Origin of the sequence: Phyllobacterium sp. 628 (assembly GCF_014189505.1) — a bacterium.
Classification (GTDB): Bacteria; Pseudomonadota; Alphaproteobacteria; order Rhizobiales; family Rhizobiaceae; genus Phyllobacterium.
On sequence record NZ_CP050301.1, the window covers coordinates 2110338 to 2126455 of the forward strand.

20 protein-coding genes are annotated in these 16118 nt (G+C 54.1%); 8 read left to right on the forward strand and 12 right to left on the reverse strand.

What is annotated here, in order from left to right; translation table 11 throughout:
* Positions 1 to 91 precede the first annotated feature (91 nt).
* Positions 92 to 604: a DinB family protein gene (locus tag HB779_RS11950; RefSeq protein ID WP_188342620.1), complete on the reverse strand. Its 513-nt coding sequence runs from the start codon at positions 602 to 604 to the stop codon at positions 92 to 94.
* Positions 605 to 670: 66 nt separating this feature from the next.
* Here HB779_RS11950 and HB779_RS11955 point away from each other — a divergent pair, with 66 nt between their 5' ends.
* Complete coding sequence (locus HB779_RS11955) at positions 671 to 1360, forward strand: glutathione S-transferase family protein (RefSeq protein ID WP_188342621.1); 690 nt, start codon at positions 671 to 673, stop codon at positions 1358 to 1360.
* A gap of 283 nt (positions 1361 to 1643) precedes the next feature.
* Positions 1644 to 2066, forward strand: a complete 423-nt coding sequence (gene ndk / locus HB779_RS11960) for a nucleoside-diphosphate kinase (protein WP_077114036.1) — start codon at positions 1644 to 1646, stop codon at positions 2064 to 2066.
* A 68-nt stretch (positions 2067 to 2134) separates the two neighbouring features.
* On the opposite strand, the gene HB779_RS11965 is transcribed toward ndk, so the two are convergent.
* From HB779_RS11965 to HB779_RS11990, 6 genes are all read right to left on the reverse strand, one after another.
* Complete coding sequence (locus HB779_RS11965; protein ID WP_188342622.1) at positions 2135 to 2566, reverse strand: META domain-containing protein; 432 nt, start codon at positions 2564 to 2566, stop codon at positions 2135 to 2137.
* Positions 2563 to 3036 (reverse strand): molybdenum cofactor biosynthesis protein MoaE, encoded by a 474-nt coding sequence (locus tag HB779_RS11970; protein WP_188342623.1) that lies wholly within the window; start codon positions 3034 to 3036, stop codon positions 2563 to 2565. The genes HB779_RS11965 and HB779_RS11970 overlap by 4 nt, the downstream gene beginning before the upstream one ends.
* Positions 3037 to 3042: 6 nt before the next feature.
* Positions 3043 to 3297, reverse strand: a complete 255-nt coding sequence (gene moaD, locus HB779_RS11975) for a molybdopterin converting factor subunit 1 (protein ID WP_188342624.1) — start codon at positions 3295 to 3297, stop codon at positions 3043 to 3045.
* 4 nt (positions 3298 to 3301) lie between these two features.
* Positions 3302 to 3886, reverse strand: coding sequence for a CDP-diacylglycerol--glycerol-3-phosphate 3-phosphatidyltransferase (pgsA, locus tag HB779_RS11980; RefSeq protein WP_188342625.1), 585 nt, complete (start codon positions 3884 to 3886; stop codon positions 3302 to 3304).
* Between the two features lie 122 nt (positions 3887 to 4008).
* Positions 4009 to 6111, reverse strand: a complete 2103-nt coding sequence (uvrC, locus tag HB779_RS11985; RefSeq protein WP_244642354.1) for an excinuclease ABC subunit UvrC — start codon at positions 6109 to 6111, stop codon at positions 4009 to 4011.
* Positions 6108 to 6872 carry an SDR family oxidoreductase gene (locus tag HB779_RS11990; RefSeq protein ID WP_188342627.1) on the reverse strand — a complete coding sequence of 255 codons (765 nt, stop codon included), beginning with the start codon at positions 6870 to 6872 and terminating at the stop codon, positions 6108 to 6110. The genes uvrC and HB779_RS11990 overlap by 4 nt, the downstream gene beginning before the upstream one ends.
* A gap of 502 nt (positions 6873 to 7374) precedes the next feature.
* Between HB779_RS11990 and HB779_RS11995 the strand changes: the two genes are divergently transcribed.
* The gene (locus HB779_RS11995) at positions 7375 to 8016 is read left to right on the forward strand and encodes an outer membrane protein (protein ID WP_188342628.1); all 642 of its coding nucleotides are present in this window, start codon (positions 7375 to 7377) and stop codon (positions 8014 to 8016) included.
* A gap of 63 nt (positions 8017 to 8079) precedes the next feature.
* Here HB779_RS11995 and HB779_RS12000 read toward each other — a convergent pair whose 3' ends face one another.
* From HB779_RS12000 to HB779_RS12015, 4 genes are all read right to left on the reverse strand, one after another.
* Positions 8080 to 8676, reverse strand: coding sequence for a glutathione S-transferase (locus HB779_RS12000; protein ID WP_188342629.1), 597 nt, complete (start codon positions 8674 to 8676; stop codon positions 8080 to 8082).
* Between the two features lie 100 nt (positions 8677 to 8776).
* Positions 8777 to 9526 carry a ribonuclease gene (locus HB779_RS12005; protein WP_188342630.1) on the reverse strand — a complete coding sequence of 250 codons (750 nt, stop codon included), beginning with the start codon at positions 9524 to 9526 and terminating at the stop codon, positions 8777 to 8779.
* A gap of 13 nt (positions 9527 to 9539) precedes the next feature.
* A complete protein-coding gene (locus HB779_RS12010; RefSeq protein WP_188342631.1) occupies positions 9540 to 9989 on the reverse strand; it encodes a hypothetical protein in 450 nt (149 codons plus the stop codon).
* A 59-nt stretch (positions 9990 to 10048) separates the two neighbouring features.
* A complete protein-coding gene (locus HB779_RS12015) occupies positions 10049 to 10909 on the reverse strand; it encodes a 23S rRNA (adenine(2030)-N(6))-methyltransferase RlmJ (protein WP_188342632.1) in 861 nt (286 codons plus the stop codon).
* 105 nt (positions 10910 to 11014) lie between these two features.
* Here HB779_RS12015 and HB779_RS12020 point away from each other — a divergent pair, with 105 nt between their 5' ends.
* Both HB779_RS12020 and HB779_RS12025 read left to right on the forward strand, forming a co-directional pair.
* A complete protein-coding gene (locus HB779_RS12020) occupies positions 11015 to 11545 on the forward strand; it encodes an NADPH-dependent FMN reductase (RefSeq protein WP_188342633.1) in 531 nt (176 codons plus the stop codon).
* 101 nt (positions 11546 to 11646) lie between these two features.
* Positions 11647 to 12489 (forward strand): DMT family transporter, encoded by an 843-nt coding sequence (locus HB779_RS12025; protein WP_188342634.1) that lies wholly within the window; start codon positions 11647 to 11649, stop codon positions 12487 to 12489.
* Positions 12490 to 12491: 2 nt separating this feature from the next.
* Here HB779_RS12025 and HB779_RS12030 read toward each other — a convergent pair whose 3' ends face one another.
* A complete protein-coding gene (locus HB779_RS12030; RefSeq protein ID WP_188342635.1) occupies positions 12492 to 13139 on the reverse strand; it encodes a glutathione S-transferase family protein in 648 nt (215 codons plus the stop codon).
* 176 nt (positions 13140 to 13315) lie between these two features.
* Here HB779_RS12030 and HB779_RS12035 point away from each other — a divergent pair, with 176 nt between their 5' ends.
* The 3 genes from HB779_RS12035 (at position 13316) to HB779_RS12045 (ending at position 16115) form a co-directional block, all read left to right on the forward strand.
* Positions 13316 to 15427 carry a molybdopterin oxidoreductase family protein gene (locus tag HB779_RS12035; protein ID WP_188345899.1) on the forward strand — a complete coding sequence of 704 codons (2112 nt, stop codon included), beginning with the start codon at positions 13316 to 13318 and terminating at the stop codon, positions 15425 to 15427.
* A gap of 80 nt (positions 15428 to 15507) precedes the next feature.
* The gene (locus HB779_RS12040; RefSeq protein WP_188342636.1) at positions 15508 to 15813 is read left to right on the forward strand and encodes a type II toxin-antitoxin system RelE/ParE family toxin; all 306 of its coding nucleotides are present in this window, start codon (positions 15508 to 15510) and stop codon (positions 15811 to 15813) included.
* The gene (locus HB779_RS12045) at positions 15810 to 16115 is read left to right on the forward strand and encodes an addiction module antidote protein (RefSeq protein ID WP_371823847.1); all 306 of its coding nucleotides are present in this window, start codon (positions 15810 to 15812) and stop codon (positions 16113 to 16115) included. Before HB779_RS12040 ends, HB779_RS12045 begins: the two co-directional genes overlap by 4 nt.
* Positions 16116 to 16118 lie beyond the last annotated feature (3 nt).

Genomic DNA, 16118 nt, shown 5'->3' on the forward strand with positions numbered 1-16118 from the left:
CAATCGGCGCCGCCGCGGAAAGCAGCTCCTTGCAATCTTCCCTCTCCCTCATGGTGAGCTTGTCGAACCACGCACGCTGTTCATGCAATACTCAAGCGTAGGGCCTGCCTTCTTCCGTTCTCTGGAAGTGCATCAGATCGAGGGAAGGTGCAGAAACGCCGAGTGCCGTCAGAATGGTGTGGGCCTGCCCCCGGTGGTGTGTCTGATGATTGAACATATGGGCAAGGGCAGGCGCAATGCGCTGACTAATCGTGCGCATGTCGCTGATCGTTGTGTAGGTAAAGCGCCCGGCGATGTCATTGCTATCCAGATGATTGACCCATTTAATCAGTCGGGCGTCTTCCTTCATCCGCGCTGTATGCAATTCATTGCAATTTTCGAACAGGATAGTGTCGAGCGCCCTCGGCGCATCACCTTCACCGGTGAAGCGATGCAGCCAGATGCGATCCGCGACAAGGAGATGATTGAGCGTTCCATGCATGGATTTGAAGAAGGCACCCATGTCGCGGCGATATGCTTCGTCATCAAGTGCAAGAGCGGCTTCATACAACCGTTCATTCGCCCAGCGGTTATAAGCCGCAAGCATGCGAAAATGCTGTTCCATCAAATTGACTTTCTGCGGGAATGAGTCAGTCTTGTTGCCATAATATCGGAACAAGGACGTCTTTCCATGGGAATCATTCTGCACGAGCTCGTTGGTACGGATATGAACCGTCCATTCAGCCCGCATTGCTGGAAAACCGTCATGTCATTGGCGCACAAGGGCCTTCCGTTCAATCGTAACCGTGTATCGTTCAGAGGCATTCCCGAGCTCGAAGGTGCATTTTCGCCCAAGGTTCCCATCATTCGCGACGGCGACAAGTGCGTAACAGATTCGTTCGAGATTGCGCTTTATCTTGAAGACGCTTATCCGGACCGGCCATCGCTGTTCAAAGGTGAGGGTGGCCGCGCCATGGCCCGTTTCGTTGAAGGCTGGTCACAGATGACCCTCCATCCGTATATCAACGTGGTCATCCTCATGCCCGTGCATGATATTCTCGATGAGCCGAACAAGGCCTATTTTCGCGAGAGCCGTGAGAAAATCTTCGGGCGCCCGCTTGAGGACGTTGCGGCTGAACGCGACGCCAGACATGACGCATTCACCAAGAGCCTCGAACCTATGCGCAAGATGCTGCTTTCACAGCCGTTCATTGGCGGCGAAGGCCCATTGTTCAGCGATTATATCGTGTTCGGTGCATTTCAATGGGTGCGTGTACTGACGCCCTTCAAGCTGCTGGATGAGAAAGATCCGGTTTATGACTGGTTCGAGCGTTGCCTTGATTTGCACGGCGGTATTGCCCGCGAGATCAGCGCTGCCTAGTGACGAATAGTGAGTTGCCCGAACAGAGTGCGTGGTTCGCCCTTCGACAAGCTCAGGAAGCTCACCATGAGGGAGAGTGAGGATTGCAGGGAGCCATATCCTGCAATATTCCCGATGAGCCTTGCAGCTACGCTTTCCCTCATGGTGAGCTTGTCGAACCACGCGCCATGGGGATGCAGCTCGAAATATGATTGCCCTGTTTCTTGCTCCCGCCCCTTGGCAAAGGAGCCGCCTGACGGTATAGAGCCGCCATCCAATTCTCCTAATGACAAGGTATTATTCCATGGCGATTGAACGCACTTTCTCGATGATCAAGCCCGACGCAACGCGTCGTAACCTTACCGGTGCCATCACACAGAAGCTGGAAGAGGCTGGTCTTCGTGTTGTTGCTTCCAAGCGCGTCTGGATGAGCCGCCGCGAAGCTGAAGGCTTCTACGCAGTTCACAAGGAACGTCCTTTCTTCGGCGAACTCGTTGAATTCATGTCCTCTGCTCCAACCATCGTTCAGGTTCTGGAAGGCGAAAACGCCATTGCACGCAACCGCGAAGTCATGGGCGCAACCAACCCGGCCAATGCTGACGAAGGCACGATCCGCAAGACATTTGCTCTGTCGATCGGTGAAAACTCGGTTCACGGTTCGGATGCACCTGAAACCGCTGCGGAAGAAATCGCTTACTGGTTCTCCGGCACCGAAGTTGTTGGCTGATAGGCTCGACACATCCAATGAAAAAGCCGGGCATGTCCCGGCTTTTTTGTATTCTGACGAAGCTGAAATCAGTTCTGACGTGTCAGCCGGGCGATTGATTTGCCTGCCTTGTCACGCAGGAACAACTTGCCCTCGATGATGGCAAACGAACGGGTTCGTTCCAGCACGGCAAAGAATTTCTGCTCCTGATTCATCAGGGCAGGGGCGCAGGCCATGCGGGTTGCTGCCACGGCTTTGAAACGGAGTTTTTGTTTCTTCAAAGCTGCCTTTGTCCGGAAGTGATTGCAACCGCCGGAGCCGATGGCCGATCCATCACGATTGATGGTTAGCGTCGTCTGGGCAAAATCAATCACGCCGCCGCCGTTAATGTCTTCAGCCAGCCAGCTCGCATCTGTTAGAATGGGCGTTCGCTCCGCGCTGCGCGCTGAAAATGACAGCACGAACAGAGCAATGACGCCAATAAATCCAATAACCAGCGAGAAGATGGCGAGGCGTCTCATTTTTGCAGCTGCCAGCGTTTCAACGCATCCGCGTCGGTGGTCTTGGCTTCAACCCATGTGCTGGTTGCGCCATTGGCAAGATGTTCTTTCTTCCAGAACGGAGCGGCATTTTTCAGGTAATCCATCAGAAAGGAGGCTGCCTCAAACGCCGCGCTGCGGTGCGCCGAGGCTGCAACAACAAGCACAATATTCTCGCCGGGCCGGATCATGCCATAGCGGTGAATGACGGTAAGCCCCGTCAACGTCCAGCGCTCCAGAACCTCGTCGGCAATTCTACCAATTTCAGAGGATGCCATGCCGGGATAGTGTTCAATTTCAAGCGCGGAGAGGGTGCCTGCCTCGTCGCGGCACAGGCCGCTGAAGGTGACGACGGCGCCAATGTCATGACGGCTGCTCGTCAGCCGGGCAATTTCGGCCGCAGTATCGAAATCGTCGCTCTGGATCAGAATAAGCGGATCGATTTTGGCCATTTCAGCTCAACCGCCGGTCATGGGCGGGAACAAGGCAATCTCGTGCGCGCCACGGATGGGTGTCTTGTGATCAACATGTTCCTGATTGATGGCAACGCGGATAACATCCTGATATTCCAGCGCTGCTTCATATTCCTCGCCGCGTGTCTTGAGGTGGCTCAGCAAATCGTCAACAGTAACAATCGACGGGGAAAGCTCGATTTCTTCCTCGCCTTTACCAATGCGCTCACGTACCCACGCGAAATAGACAAGCTTGGTCATGACCTTAGTCTACCACATGTTTCAAACCGGCGCGGAAATAGTCCCAGCCCGTATAAAGCGTGACCAAAGCCGCGATCCACAAAAGAGCGATGCCGAATTGCGTCGTATAAGGTATGACTTTGTCGCCAGCCGGGCCAGCAAGCAGAATAGCCACGGCAAACATCTGGATGGTTGTCTTCCATTTTGCCAACTGGCTGACTGGAACGCTGACCTTCAGTTCAGCCAGATATTCACGCAGACCGGAAACCAGAATTTCGCGGCAAAGAATGATAATTGCCGCCCACAGCGTCCAGCCGGCGATTGTTCCGTCCGCAGCCAGCAACAACAGGCATGCCGAAACCAGCAGCTTGTCAGCAATGGGATCAAGCATACGGCCAATGGTCGAGGTCTGTTTCCAGATGCGCGCGAGGTAGCCGTCAAAGAAGTCGGTGATGCTGGCAATCGCAAAGATTACAAGTGCACCCCAACGGGCCGCGTCGCTCGATTGCAAGCTGCCCTCCAGAAAGAAACACAGAACCACCAGCGGAACCGCAAGGATGCGTCCGTAAGTCAATAAATTCGGCAAAGAGTAGGCGTTGTTCTTGGGCATATTTCCAACCAATCAAATCAGTGCCGATCAAACGGGCTTGTCCATCAAACGTCAAGCTCATCGTCGTGGAGTCAGGCGCAATTATGTCCCGTTATCAATAAGTAAGTACGCCGGTTCCAATGTTAAGTACGGAAATGATCGCGAATTGTAATGGCCATTGCTTCCGAGATACCGTCCACCTTCATCAAATCTTCGACAGCGGCCCGTGATATCGCCTTCGCAGTACCAAATTGATGAAGGAGAGCCCGCTTTCTCGATGGGCCAATACCGGCAATTTCATCCAGCGGATTCTTGATCATTTCCTTTTTGCGCTTGGCACGGTGTGTGCCAATAGCAAACCGGTGGGCCTCGTCGCGCAGACGCTGCAGGAAGTAGAGAACCGGATCACGCGGCGGCAAGGTGAAAGCCTGTTTGCCTTCGATGAAAAACCGCTCGCGGCCCGCATCCCGGTCGACACCTTTGGCGACGCCGATGGCTGTTACCTTATCGGAAAGCCCCATTTCCTGCAGGATGCCCCGAACGGCACTCATCTGTCCCTGACCGCCGTCGATCAGGATAATGTCCGGCCATGCTGGAAACGCGTCGGAATCATCGTCAAATTCGTCAATCTCGCTGTCGGTCTCCGGCACATCCTTGCTCTCAGGGGTGCCATGTTCCTTCACCAGCCGGCTAAAGCGCCGCTCGATCACTTCGCGCATCATGCCGAAATCGTCGCCAGGCGTGATGTCGGTCGAGCGGATGTTGAACTTGCGGTACTGGTTTTTGACAAAACCTTCCGGACCCGCGACGATCATCCCGCCAATGGCATTGGTGCCCATGATGTGGGAGTTGTCGTAAACTTCAATACGGCGCGGCGTCTTCTCCAGGCCGAACGTTTCGGCCACACCCTTGAGAAGGCGCGATTGCGAAGAGGTTTCGGCAAGCTGGCGGCCAAGCGCTTCACGCGCATTGCTGAGCGCATGCTCGACCAATTCCTTCTTCTCGCCGCGCTGTGGAACTGTGATGGTGACTTTCTTGTCCGATTTGGCCGTCAGCGCCACACCCAGCAGTTCCTGATCTTCTACCGTTTCCGATAACATGATCAATGAAGGGCAGGGCTTGTCGTCGTAAAACTGCGCCAGAAACGCACCCAGAACCTCGGCAGTCGAAAGGGATGAATCGGCTTTGGGATAATAGGCGCGGTTGCCCCAGTTCTGCCCAGTCCGGAAGAAGAAGACCTGAATACAGGTGGTGCCACCGTCCTGATAGATGGCGAAGACATCAGCTTCTTCAACTGATTGCGGATTAATCCCCGAATGCGACTGAACATGCGACAACGCCGAAAGACGGTCGCGATAGACGGCGGCGCGTTCAAAGTCGAGCTCCGCGGATGCTTCGCGCATGGCATCCGCCAAATGTGTCTTCACCGCCTGGCTCTTGCCGGAAAGAAAGGCTTTTGTTTCGGTTACAAGTTCATTGTAATCAGCTTCGCTGACTTCGCCGGTGCACGGACCGGAGCAACGCTTGATCTGATAGAGCAGGCAGGGACGCGTCCTGTTCTCGTAAAATGAATCCGTGCAGGTCCGCAGCAGAAAGGCGCGCTGCAAGGCGTTGATAGTGCGTCCAACCGCGCCCGCGGAAGCGAAGGGGCCGAAATAATCGCCTTTTGATGATCGCGCGCCCCGGTGCTTGAAAATACCGGGAGCGAGACGGCGATCCGTCTGTTTTGGAGCTGTCAGCAGAATGTAGGGAAACGACTTATCGTCCCGCATCAATACGTTAAAGCGCGGCCGTAAACGCTTGATCAGATTCGCTTCCAGAAGCAGGGCTTCGGTTTCGGTGCGCGTGACCACAAATTCCATTTTCATGGTTTCGCGGATCATCCGAGCGATACGATTGTTGTGTCCCTGTCCGCGCGCATAATTCGAAACACGCTTCTTCAGGCTGCGGGCTTTACCCACATACAGCACAACGCCGTCCTGATTGAACATGCGATAGACACCGGGTTTATTCGGCAGACGCTTGACCAGTTCGGCGATAACATCGGCGCCGCTGGTCCCGTCACTTTCGATACTTGAATCCCACTCGATCGCACCGATCAGCGCAGCGAGGTCACGGATCGGCTCACTATTATCAATTTTAACAGTGTCTTCATCCTCACCAGCGACATCGATATCAACCTCATCCGCATCTACAGAAAGAGGTTGTACCAGATCGATTGATTGATGATTAGAAGTCTTGCTCATTCTGCCATTCCTGTGACATCCGGCGTCTCCCATGCCAGATGCTGCCCGCCATCCAAAGCAATCATTTGTCCGGTAATGGACTGGTTCTGCCAGAGATAGCGGATCGTGTTGCCGAATTCTGCCAGATCGGGACCTCGTTTCAACAGAAGACCGTCGATTTGCCGTTGGAAATCGGCTTTCTCCTGACGCTCGCCCTGCAAAGTGGGGCCGGGACCTATCGCGTTGACGCGTATACGCGGGGCAAGCGCCTGCGCCATCGTTTGGGTTGCGGTCCACATAGCCGCTTTTGACAACGTGTAGGAGATGAATTTCGGCGTCAGTTTCCAGACGCGTTGATCAACAATATTCACGATGAGCCCATTTTGGCCTTCGGGCAGGGCAGATTGCATCGCATCCGCCAATAAGACCGGCGCTTTTACATGCATTGTAAAATGCCGGTCCCATCGCTCATCATCAAAGTAACCAAACCCATCTTCGTGAAAGATCGAAGCATTATTGACAAGAATCTGCACCGGTCCGAGCGCATCTTGCGTGCTGCCAACGAGGCGACGTACCGCATCGCTGTTTGTGAGATCTGCCTGGACCAGCACGGCCGTACCACCCGTGGCAACCACTGTTTTCAGCAGCGCTTCGCCTTCATCAAGCGAATGATTGCAGTGAATCGCCACGGCAAATCCGTCGGCAGCCAGATTTTCAACAATCGCTTTGCCAACGCGCTTTGCGCCGCCCGTTACAAGAACAACTGTCTTATCCGTGTGCAAGCGACTCTCCCTGATGCTGTGATTCACTGGGGGAATATAGGTGCGATCAGCGAAAAGCGCGAGGGTAGGACGGCGGGTGTGCTGACAAATGCGGTAACATAGTCATTCGTTGCTGTTGGTTGGGTTTCGTTGCCTAAAAGTACGTATAGCGTCAGAAAAATCGCTGAGGGGTCAAGAAGAATGAACAGTTTAAGTAATGGTTAAGTATACTATATTGGAGTCGGGATAATTGCCACTTTGCAATAAAATTTATCGAAATATTGAACGAATTCTATTTTGTTGGGTTATTTTTATCCTATTGAAATGGTTTGGAAATTCGAGATGTTGCATAAAAAACACATCGCATTTCTGCCATTTTCTCGACAGTTTCTTTCCACACTCCGGCGCAAGTGCCGCCACAATGACCGGCCATTGTTTGTCTCGTTCAGCGGACGCTTATTTGGTCTATATCCCCGGCCAGTGCCCGCTCCGTGTAAAAGAGTTTATAAACAAGGAGATTGCCATGCGCACTCTTAAGACAATGATCCTCGCTTCGGCGGCTGTGCTGACGCTCTCTGCCCCAGTTCTCGCTGCTGACATCATCACCGAGCAGGCTCCTGCGCCTGAAGCTGCATACCAGGCGCCTCAGGCTGATTGGTCCGGCGCTTACCTCGGTGTTTACGGTGGCTACGGCTGGAACAAGAACAAGACAGATGCCGGCAAGTTGAATGCCGATGGCCTGAAGGGTGGCGCTTACGGCGGCTACAACCTCCAGAACGGCCAGTTCGTATATGGTGCGGAAGCTGACCTCGGTTATTCCGGCGCTAAGGAAAGCAATTTCGGTTACAAGGCAAAGCAGGGTCTTGAAGGCTCAGTCCGTGCCCGTGCCGGTATCGCTCTTGACCCGGTCCTGCTCTACGGTACAGGCGGTGTTGCTCTTACCGATAGCAAGCTCTCCGGTCCTCTCGGCAGCGAAAGCAAGACTCACGTCGGCTGGACAGCCGGTGCCGGTGCAGAAGCCAAGATCACTCAGAACATCGTTGGTCGCGTTGAATACCGCTACACCGACTTTGGTAAGAAGGACTATGATCTCGGCGGCCTCGACAGCGTATCGAACAAGATCACCACGAACGAAGTTCGTGTTGGTGTAGGCTACAAGTTCTAATCTAGTCTTGACCTCCAAAAAAAGCCGGACAGGAAACTGTCCGGCTTTTTTATTGCTCAAATTTTACTTTGGCAGCAGGGCGGCCAATTCAGGATGCAGTTCTTCGAACCGCTTCTGCCAGCGCTTCAATTTTGAACGGCCCTTTTCCCATTTGCCTTCAAATCGTAACGTTGCATAGGCAAGGGCCGCCGCAAGCGCGATGTGGCCGCCATGCAGTTTCTTGCCAAGACGTGGGGGTGCCGCATTCAGATGATCCAGAACACGGATTGCCTTCGTCCACTGCCAGTCGAGCCAAGGCTGGTGGATTTTTTCTTCCGGATGAAAACGCCGTTCATAAACATGTGCCAGCAAGACATCGCATAGCCCGTCCGCGATGGACTCCAGTTGCTCTGCTTCGAGGCGTTTTTCCGGATTGCGCGGAAAAATCTTGTTGCCGGAAATACGGTTGAGGTATTGGGTGATGACGCGGCTGTCATGCAGTGCTTTGCCGTCGTCCAATATTAATGTGGGAATCTTGCCCAGCGGATTAGCGTTGATCAATTCCGCCGGTGCCGAATTGGTGTCGACCAGCACGCTTTCAACCGGCATTCCGGCATAGTGGGCGGCCATGCGGACCTTGGTGCTGTAAGGCGAGGCGGGGGAATAGAGAACTTTCGTCACGATGACGCTCCACTGACATTACGATTCGATGCCGGACGGTAAACCTCTGCGGGATTTTAGCAAAGCGTTCAAACCTCGCACCACTCTTATGCAGCCGAACCTACTGTGCTCCCGGCATATCGACCGAACGCTTGCGGCATGATGAACGATCGACTTCCGGGCAATCGCGAAACTGCAGATCTTTTGTCAGGCAAACGCGAACTTCGCGCAGAAAATCCCTGTCGCAGGTAACTGCAACGCCCGCGGCACTGAGCCCGGGATTAGCAGCAACAAAAGCCTGTTCGATGACTTGCGGATTAACCGGTGCCCGCTGGGTTGGCTGCCGGTAGGCGGAAGGAATGGAGACGCGGGCAACTGCCTGCCGCATCACGGAAAAATAGTCCTTTTGGTTCAGTCCGGTACAAATCCCGTGCTTGCGCCACTCATAGGTCACAAGCCCGGCCGATGGCATAATATCCGATAGTTGTTTTGCCTGAGAGAACGGCACATCGCGTGGCTCTTCGCTTTCACAATCCTGCGGATAGCCCTGTTCATATTGCGGCCAGAGCCCATGCACAACAAAGCCGTATGGCCGGCCGGTCGAACATTGTTGCCTGTTGGCGTTTGATCCCTCTGCCGCGCAGTAGCTGGGAGACCAGGACAGGGAGAGGACATAGAAGTCAAAACCGCTGCCAATCGGCACAGCGGATGATGTGCTGCTTGATGATTGCCGCTCACTTGTTGGAGTTGCTACTGGAACAGCTTCTGTTGCCACGTTCTCCCGTGGCTGTTGTTCGCGCCAATATGTCAGAATCGACAGGCCCAGCAATGCCGCAATCAGGGCAAACCGGGCCAGTCGACCGATCAACATCGAACGTGCCGGCTTATTTCAGGCTGCGGCATGCGCCATTATAGACGTTCCAGCGGTCGAAACCGGCAACGCAGAATTCGACATTATTGCCGATGGAAGCAAAACCCTGACCTTCTTCGACCACATACCAGACCGGACGCTGGTTGCCGTCTGAAAGATGCGCAGTGGCCTGGCAATAATGCCGTGCAACGGCTGACATCTGCGGATCGGCGCTGGGCTCATAGCGCTGCTGCTGAACGTTGCTGAAATCCTTGATGGCGACTTGTTCCAGCCCCGGTACGTGATGCACCTGATAGGAGAACCGGCTGACAATGCGGTTGAGTACGCCCGACTTGCCGCATGTATCGTCATATTGCTGAGTGGGTGCCTGCTCGAGATAATCGGCCGAGAAAGCCGGTGCGACCGACGAAATTGCTAGAACTGCGCCAAGTGTTGTGGCGAGAAGGGTGGAAACGCGTGCCATAGGGTCACTCTCCATGAGGTATCAATATGCGACCAATGTCGAACAGCCAATGCCCGCGGTCAAGCACCAACTTGCTCGCCGCGTATCCAATCGAGAAGGAAACCAGCATTCTGTCCGTCACTGAGGACTTTCGACAACGCGGGTAAAAGTGTTCGCAACTCAGCTTCCAACGTAAAAGGCGGGTTGACGATGATCATGCCGCTGCCATCAAGTCGTGGCTCCTGTGAAGGGCCGCGAATCATCAGCTCCGTGCGCAGGATTTTAGGAATGCCTGTCGCATGCAGGGCAGAAACAAAGCGCTTGATTTCCGGCAAGTCCTTGACCGGGTACCACAATGCATAGGTGCCGCCGGAAAATCGCTTGTAGGCTTTTATGAGTCCTTCGACCATGCGGTCGAACTCACCCGCCACCTCAAAAGGTGGGTCGACCAGAATAAGGCCGCGTTTTTCCTTTGGCGGCAGATGCGCGCCGAGAGCGAGCCAGCCATCAAGTGGTATTACTCTCACCTGAACGTCGCTTTCAAACAGCGCGGCGAGCATTTTTGCATCATATGGATGTAGTTCCAGTGCCGAAAGACGATCCTGACGGCGCAAAAGATGCCGCACGATCATTGGCGAACCGGGATAATGACGTATCGCACCATCCGTGTTTTCAGCACGGACAATGTGCAGATAGGGCTTGATCAGATCGGCAACATTGGCATCAAATTTGGTGTCAAGCATACGCCCGATCCCGCTTTGCCATTCGCCTGTCTTGCCAGCTTCAGTACCATGCAGATCGTAGCGCCCGACACCCGCATGGGTATCAACGACACGAAAAGCCTGATCCTTCCGCTGCAGATAAAGGATGATCCGCGTGAGAATGATATGTTTGATAACGTCGGCAAAATTGCCGGCGTGATAGGCGTGACGGTAGTTCATAAAACAGCTTGTTTCACGATGTTCGCGCTATCGCAAGCGTCTCAATGCTATGCTGGTTCCTCAAGTTGATTCCCTCTCCCAGACCTGTCTCTCAAGGGTTATTCAATGACAAAGCTTCTCGCTGTTTCCGGCAGCCTGCGTGCCGTCTCCGTCAACAAGGCCGTGCTTGAGGCATGTCAAAAGCTTGTACCGTCCGGCGTGAGTGTCTCGATGTATGAGGGTTTGGCAGGTTTACCGCCATTCAACCCGGATCTGGACGGACCTAAACCGCCCCAAAAGATATTGTCTTTGCGCAAAGCAATTGGCACTGCGGATGGCCTGATCATTTCCAGTCCGGAATATGCTCATGGAATACCCGGCAGTTTGAAGAATATGCTGGACTGGCTGGTGTCTTCAGTCGAATTTCCGGAAAAACCGGTATTCTTGATCAATACGTCACCGCATTCGGAACGCATAACGCCTCTTCTAATGGAAGTGCTGATGACCATGTCCGCAAGAGTGGTCAGCAATGCGTCGTTGACGCTGCCGCTCAAGGGGAAAAAATTGGACGGTGAGGGCATTGCGAAACATGCGGAATTTGGTCCGGCGTTGACCGCAAGCCTTACCAATTTTATCGATGCAATAAATGCTGTGTAAACTTCTGATGTTGAACATCAGTTTATCGAACTTGCGATCCCTTCCAGATATGTCATTGAGCGCATAGAGCACGCAAACAACCGGCGTGCCGGGATTTGATCATGTCTGGAACCGTTGTTCTCATCGTGCTGTTTGCAGCTTTTCTGCATGCGAGCTGGAATGCTGTCGTTAAATCGGAAGGCGACAAGTTCCTCAATACGGTTATCGTGGTCACCGCAGCCGGAGTGATTGCCCTTCTTTGTCTGCCGTTTTTGTCCGCTCCGGCACGCGAAAGCTGGCCTTATCTCGCTGGCTCAAGCATTGTCCAGCTTGTCTATCTGGCGCTCGTCGCGGCCGCCTATCGCAGCGGGGACATGAGCCAGGCCTATCCGATCATGCGTGGCACTGCGCCGCTGTTCGTGGCGATTGCCAGCGGTCCACTGGTCGGTGAATTCCTCTCAATCCAGAAATGGACCGGCATTGCCGTGATCTGTTGCGGCGTGCTGGTTCTTGCGCTGGAGGCGCGCAGACGTGCTGGTGCCAATCGTGCGACGACTGTCTTCGCGCTGCTGAACGCGCTGGTTATCGCCACCTACACATTGATTGATGGACTTGGTGTGCGCCATTCGGGTGCGCCGGCGGCCTATACAATGTGGGTTTTTGCCCTGAACGCTATACCATTACTCCTGTGGACCATTGTCATGCGCAAAGGCGAACTCTGGCCACATTTCATCCGCCGAGTGCCGCTCGCAATCATTGGCGGCGTCGGTACGCTTGGCTCTTATGGCCTCGCCTTGTGGGCGATGACCATGGCACCCGTTGCCGCTGTTGCGGCTCTGCGCGAGACGTCCATTCTTTTCGCAGTTGCCATTTCCGCGCTTGTTCTCAAGGAAAACATCGGTGCCAAACGCCTTGTCGCCGTGGCTTTGATTGCCGCAGGTGCCGCCGTGATGCGGCTCGCCTGAACTTATTCCGGCCGCAGATCGAAATAGGGTTTGGCTTCTTCTACCGCGCGGGCAAAAGACGGCCGATGCATGAGCCGGTCCAGATAGGCCGATAGATTGGGGTAGTTACTGTCAATCGGTACCTCAAAATTGGCGTAGAAAAGGGCGGGCGACGCGGCGCAGTCTGCCATTGTATAATTGCCTCCGGTCACCCATTCCTTTCCTTTTAAACGTTGCTCCAGAATGCCATAAGCGGTCGTAAGTTTCCGCTTGGCCTCTTCGACACCAAACCCGTCGTTTTGGCCCTCTGGACGGAAGTTGTCGGTGACGATTTTTTGCATTGGCACCTGCACGTGCAGATCGAAGAAACGGTCATAGAGACGCGTTTCAAATGCCAGTTCCGCATCGTCAGGCAAAAGCTGCACCTTTCCAGGGTAATGCCGGGCGAGGTGTTCAATGATCATGCTGGATTCGGGAATTGTTAGTTCTCTGGCTTCGTCGCGCAAAACCGGAAACTGGCGGATCGGCCAAATTTTACCAAAATCCGCGCTTTCTTTCTCATCCATGAAATTGACAATGCAGGGTTCAAAGGCGGTGCCATTCTCATACAGCGCCGTCAGCACCTTTTGACAGAACGAAGATAGTGGGTGGAAATAGAGTTTCAGCGACATTTTCAAACCTCCCGGTCATGCTCAAAGACACTGCTTAAAGATACTAAAGTATTTGCTTAAGTATCAACCCGGTGATCGCCCGTCAAGCATCGTCGTGACATTTCGCGCGCTCCTGATTGCAACCGGGTACTATCGAGGGCATTTCAGTGGCGCTTAAACTGCGCTATGCATTGACCATGAACAAAGCCGTTATCCTCCGCACGGGCCATTCAGCCTGTCCCCACGATTGTCCATCGACCTGCGCGCTGGATGTTGAAATTCTGGATTCCGGTCAGATCGGCCGTGTGCGCGGTGCCAAGGAAAATACCTATACAGCGGGTGTCATCTGCGCCAAGGTTGCGCGTTATGCCGAGCGTATTCATCATCCCGACCGCTTGCTGAAGCCGCTTATTCGTGCTGGCGCGAAGGGTGAGGGCGTCTGGAAAGAGGCGAGTTGGGATGCCGCACTTGATCTTGTAGCGGAGCGGTTCCTCAAGGCTGAAGCGGATTATGGCTCGCAAAGTATCTGGCCATATATCTATGCGGGCACAATGGGCTTGGTGCAGCGTGATTCCATGCACCGTTTGCGTCACGCCAAAAAATACTCGAACCAGTTCGACAGTTTCTGCACCAATATGGCGTGGACCGGCTTCTTTGCCGGAACCGGCAAGCTGGGCGGCGTTGATCCGCGCGAAATGGCCAAGTCGGATTGCGTGGTCATCTGGGGTACCAATGCCGCCGCTACGCAGGTCAATGTGATGACCCATGCGGTGCGCGCCCGTAAAGAACGCGGTGCCAAGATCGTTGCCATCGACATTTATGAAAATGCAACGGTTCGCCAGGCCGATCTCGGGCTTGTGCTGAAGCCTGGAACTGATGGCGCGCTGGCTTGCGCTGTCATGCATGTACTGTTCCGCGATGGGCTGGCGGATTGGGATTATCTCAATACCTACACTGACGATCCAGAGGGACTGGAAGCGCATCTGCGCGACAAGACGCCGGAATGGGCAGCAGCTCTGACCGGCCTGTCGGTCGCTGAAATCGAAGAATTTGCCCGCCTTGTTGGCACAACGAAGAAGACGTTCTTCCGGTTGGGCTATGGGTTTACGCGCCAGCGCAATGGCGCCGTCAATATGCACGCGGCCTTATGTATCGCAGCGGTGACCGGCGCGTGGAAACATGAGGGCGGCGGCGCGTTTCATTCCAATTCCGGTATTTTCCGCATGGACAAGCGTGAGATTGAAGGCCGGGCTTTCAGCGATCCCTCGATCCGTCATATTGACCAGTCCAAAATCGGTCTCGCGCTGACTGGTGATAAGGATACGCTTTATGGCGGCCCGCCCGTCATGGCGATGCTGGTGCAAAACACCAATCCAGCCAATGTCGCACCGCAGCAGCGCTTGATCAAACAGGGTATGCTGCGCGAGGATCTGTTCATGGTCGTGCATGAGCAGTTCATGACCGATACGGCCAAGATGGCGGATGTGGTGCTGCCCGCGACCATGTTCATGGAGCATGACGATATTTATCGGGGTGGCGGTCAGCAGCACATCGTGCTTGGGCCGAAACTAATCGATGGCCCCGGCGAAACACGACCTAACCTCTATGTTATCAATGAGTTGGCCAAACGCCTTGGTGTTGGTGACATGCCGGGATTTGATCTCGACGCGAAGACGCTGATCGACAACATGATGACGGCAAGTAACCTGCCGGGCTACGACGTTCTCAAGGAAGCCCGCTGGCTTGACGTGCAGCCGGACTATGAAACGGCACACTACGAAAAGGGTTTCAGCTGGCCGGATGGCAAGTTCCGGTTCAAGCCGGATTGGACCGGCAGCCCTTCGCCGAACCGCCCGCCGCAATCCATGGGAACACAGGGACCGTTCGAAACCCTGCCGCAATGGCCGGACTACTGGGAAGCAATTGAAGTTGCGGATGAAAAGCATCCGTTCCGGCTGGGAACGTCGCCAGCGCACAATTTCCTCAATTCTACCTTTGCCGAAACACCAACGTCAGTTGCCAAGGAACGTCGTCCTGAATTGCTGATCCATCCCGAAGACGCTGCCGGTCTTGGTATCGAAGAGGACATGCGCGTTGAAATTGGCAATGAGCGCGGTGAAGTCGTAGTCCACGCGCGCCTGCACACGGGTGTCAGGCGCGGCGTCGTAATCTCCGAAGGCCTGTTCCGCAATTCAGCTTTTGAACGCGGCGAGGGCATCAATGTCCTGACCGGATCGGACGCATCAGCACCCTATGGCGGCGCAGCATTCCATGACAGTAAAGTCTGGGTACGACCTGCGTCGAATTGATTTACCGATTTTTCCTGATTATTTTGAACATACACATTTTGAGTATCTATACATTTTGACAACTGTGGTTTACAAAAACAATGAAGGAATTTCTGGAAACAGAGGCGTTCACCAAATGGTTTGACGCGTTGCGGGATCGTCGGGCGCGGGTGAGAATAGTCGAAAGATTGCGCCGGCTTTCAGGTGGCAACCCTGGAGATGTTAAGGCCGTTGGAGAAGGAGTTAGTGAGCTTCGAATTGATTATGGATCCGGTTATCGGGTCTATTTTTGGGATTGTGGCAATATCTTAATTATTCTGCTTTGTGGCGGAGATAAAGCTACACAAGATCGAGATATCAAAAGAGCAAAGATATTGGCGAGGGAATTCAAGGAGCACAGATCATGATCAAGCTGCGAAAATTTGATCCGGCGCGATATCTCGATTCCGAAAACATGATCGAGGAATACCTGCTGGCCGCATGCGAAGGTGGAGATGCCTCTCATATAGCGCGAGTGTTGGGTGATATTGCCCGCGCACGCGGCATTGCGGAACTGGCACGCAAAACCGGACTTACACGTCAGGCGCTCTACAAAGCCTTGAGCGGGGAGGGTAATCCTGGATTGGCAACAATCACCAAGGTGGCCGACGCGTTGGGATTAAAGCTCTCTTTGGTGCCTGCGACGCCAAAAAAGCAGGACGCCGCCTGACTT

Bases quoted from the DNA above. Each gene is read 5' to 3' on its own strand.
- HB779_RS11950 (WP_188342620.1), bottom strand. From the start codon at position 604: ATGGAACAGCATTTTCGCATGCTTGCGGCTTATAACCGCTGGGCGAAT.
- HB779_RS11955 (WP_188342621.1), top strand. From the start codon at position 671: ATGGGAATCATTCTGCACGAGCTCGTTGGTACGGATATGAACCGTCCA.
- ndk (WP_077114036.1), top strand. From the start codon at position 1,644: ATGGCGATTGAACGCACTTTCTCGATGATCAAGCCCGACGCAACGCGT.
- HB779_RS11965 (WP_188342622.1), bottom strand. From the start codon at position 2,566: ATGAGACGCCTCGCCATCTTCTCGCTGGTTATTGGATTTATTGGCGTC.
- HB779_RS11970 (WP_188342623.1), bottom strand. From the start codon at position 3,036: ATGGCCAAAATCGATCCGCTTATTCTGATCCAGAGCGACGATTTCGAT.
- moaD (WP_188342624.1), bottom strand. From the start codon at position 3,297: ATGACCAAGCTTGTCTATTTCGCGTGGGTACGTGAGCGCATTGGTAAA.
- pgsA (WP_188342625.1), bottom strand. From the start codon at position 3,886: ATGCCCAAGAACAACGCCTACTCTTTGCCGAATTTATTGACTTACGGA.
- uvrC (WP_244642354.1), bottom strand. From the start codon at position 6,111: ATGAGCAAGACTTCTAATCATCAATCAATCGATCTGGTACAACCTCTT.
- HB779_RS11995 (WP_188342628.1), top strand. From the start codon at position 7,375: ATGCGCACTCTTAAGACAATGATCCTCGCTTCGGCGGCTGTGCTGACG.
- HB779_RS12005 (WP_188342630.1), bottom strand. From the start codon at position 9,526: ATGTTGATCGGTCGACTGGCCCGGTTTGCCCTGATTGCGGCATTGCTG.
- HB779_RS12010 (WP_188342631.1), bottom strand. From the start codon at position 9,989: ATGGCACGCGTTTCCACCCTTCTCGCCACAACACTTGGCGCAGTTCTA.
- HB779_RS12015 (WP_188342632.1), bottom strand. From the start codon at position 10,909: ATGAACTACCGTCACGCCTATCACGCCGGCAATTTTGCCGACGTTATC.
- HB779_RS12020 (WP_188342633.1), top strand. From the start codon at position 11,015: ATGACAAAGCTTCTCGCTGTTTCCGGCAGCCTGCGTGCCGTCTCCGTC.
- HB779_RS12025 (WP_188342634.1), top strand. From the start codon at position 11,647: ATGTCTGGAACCGTTGTTCTCATCGTGCTGTTTGCAGCTTTTCTGCAT.
- HB779_RS12030 (WP_188342635.1), bottom strand. From the start codon at position 13,139: ATGTCGCTGAAACTCTATTTCCACCCACTATCTTCGTTCTGTCAAAAG.
- HB779_RS12035 (WP_188345899.1), top strand. From the start codon at position 13,316: ATGAACAAAGCCGTTATCCTCCGCACGGGCCATTCAGCCTGTCCCCAC.
- HB779_RS12040 (WP_188342636.1), top strand. From the start codon at position 15,508: ATGAAGGAATTTCTGGAAACAGAGGCGTTCACCAAATGGTTTGACGCG.
- HB779_RS12045 (WP_371823847.1), top strand. From the start codon at position 15,810: ATGATCAAGCTGCGAAAATTTGATCCGGCGCGATATCTCGATTCCGAA.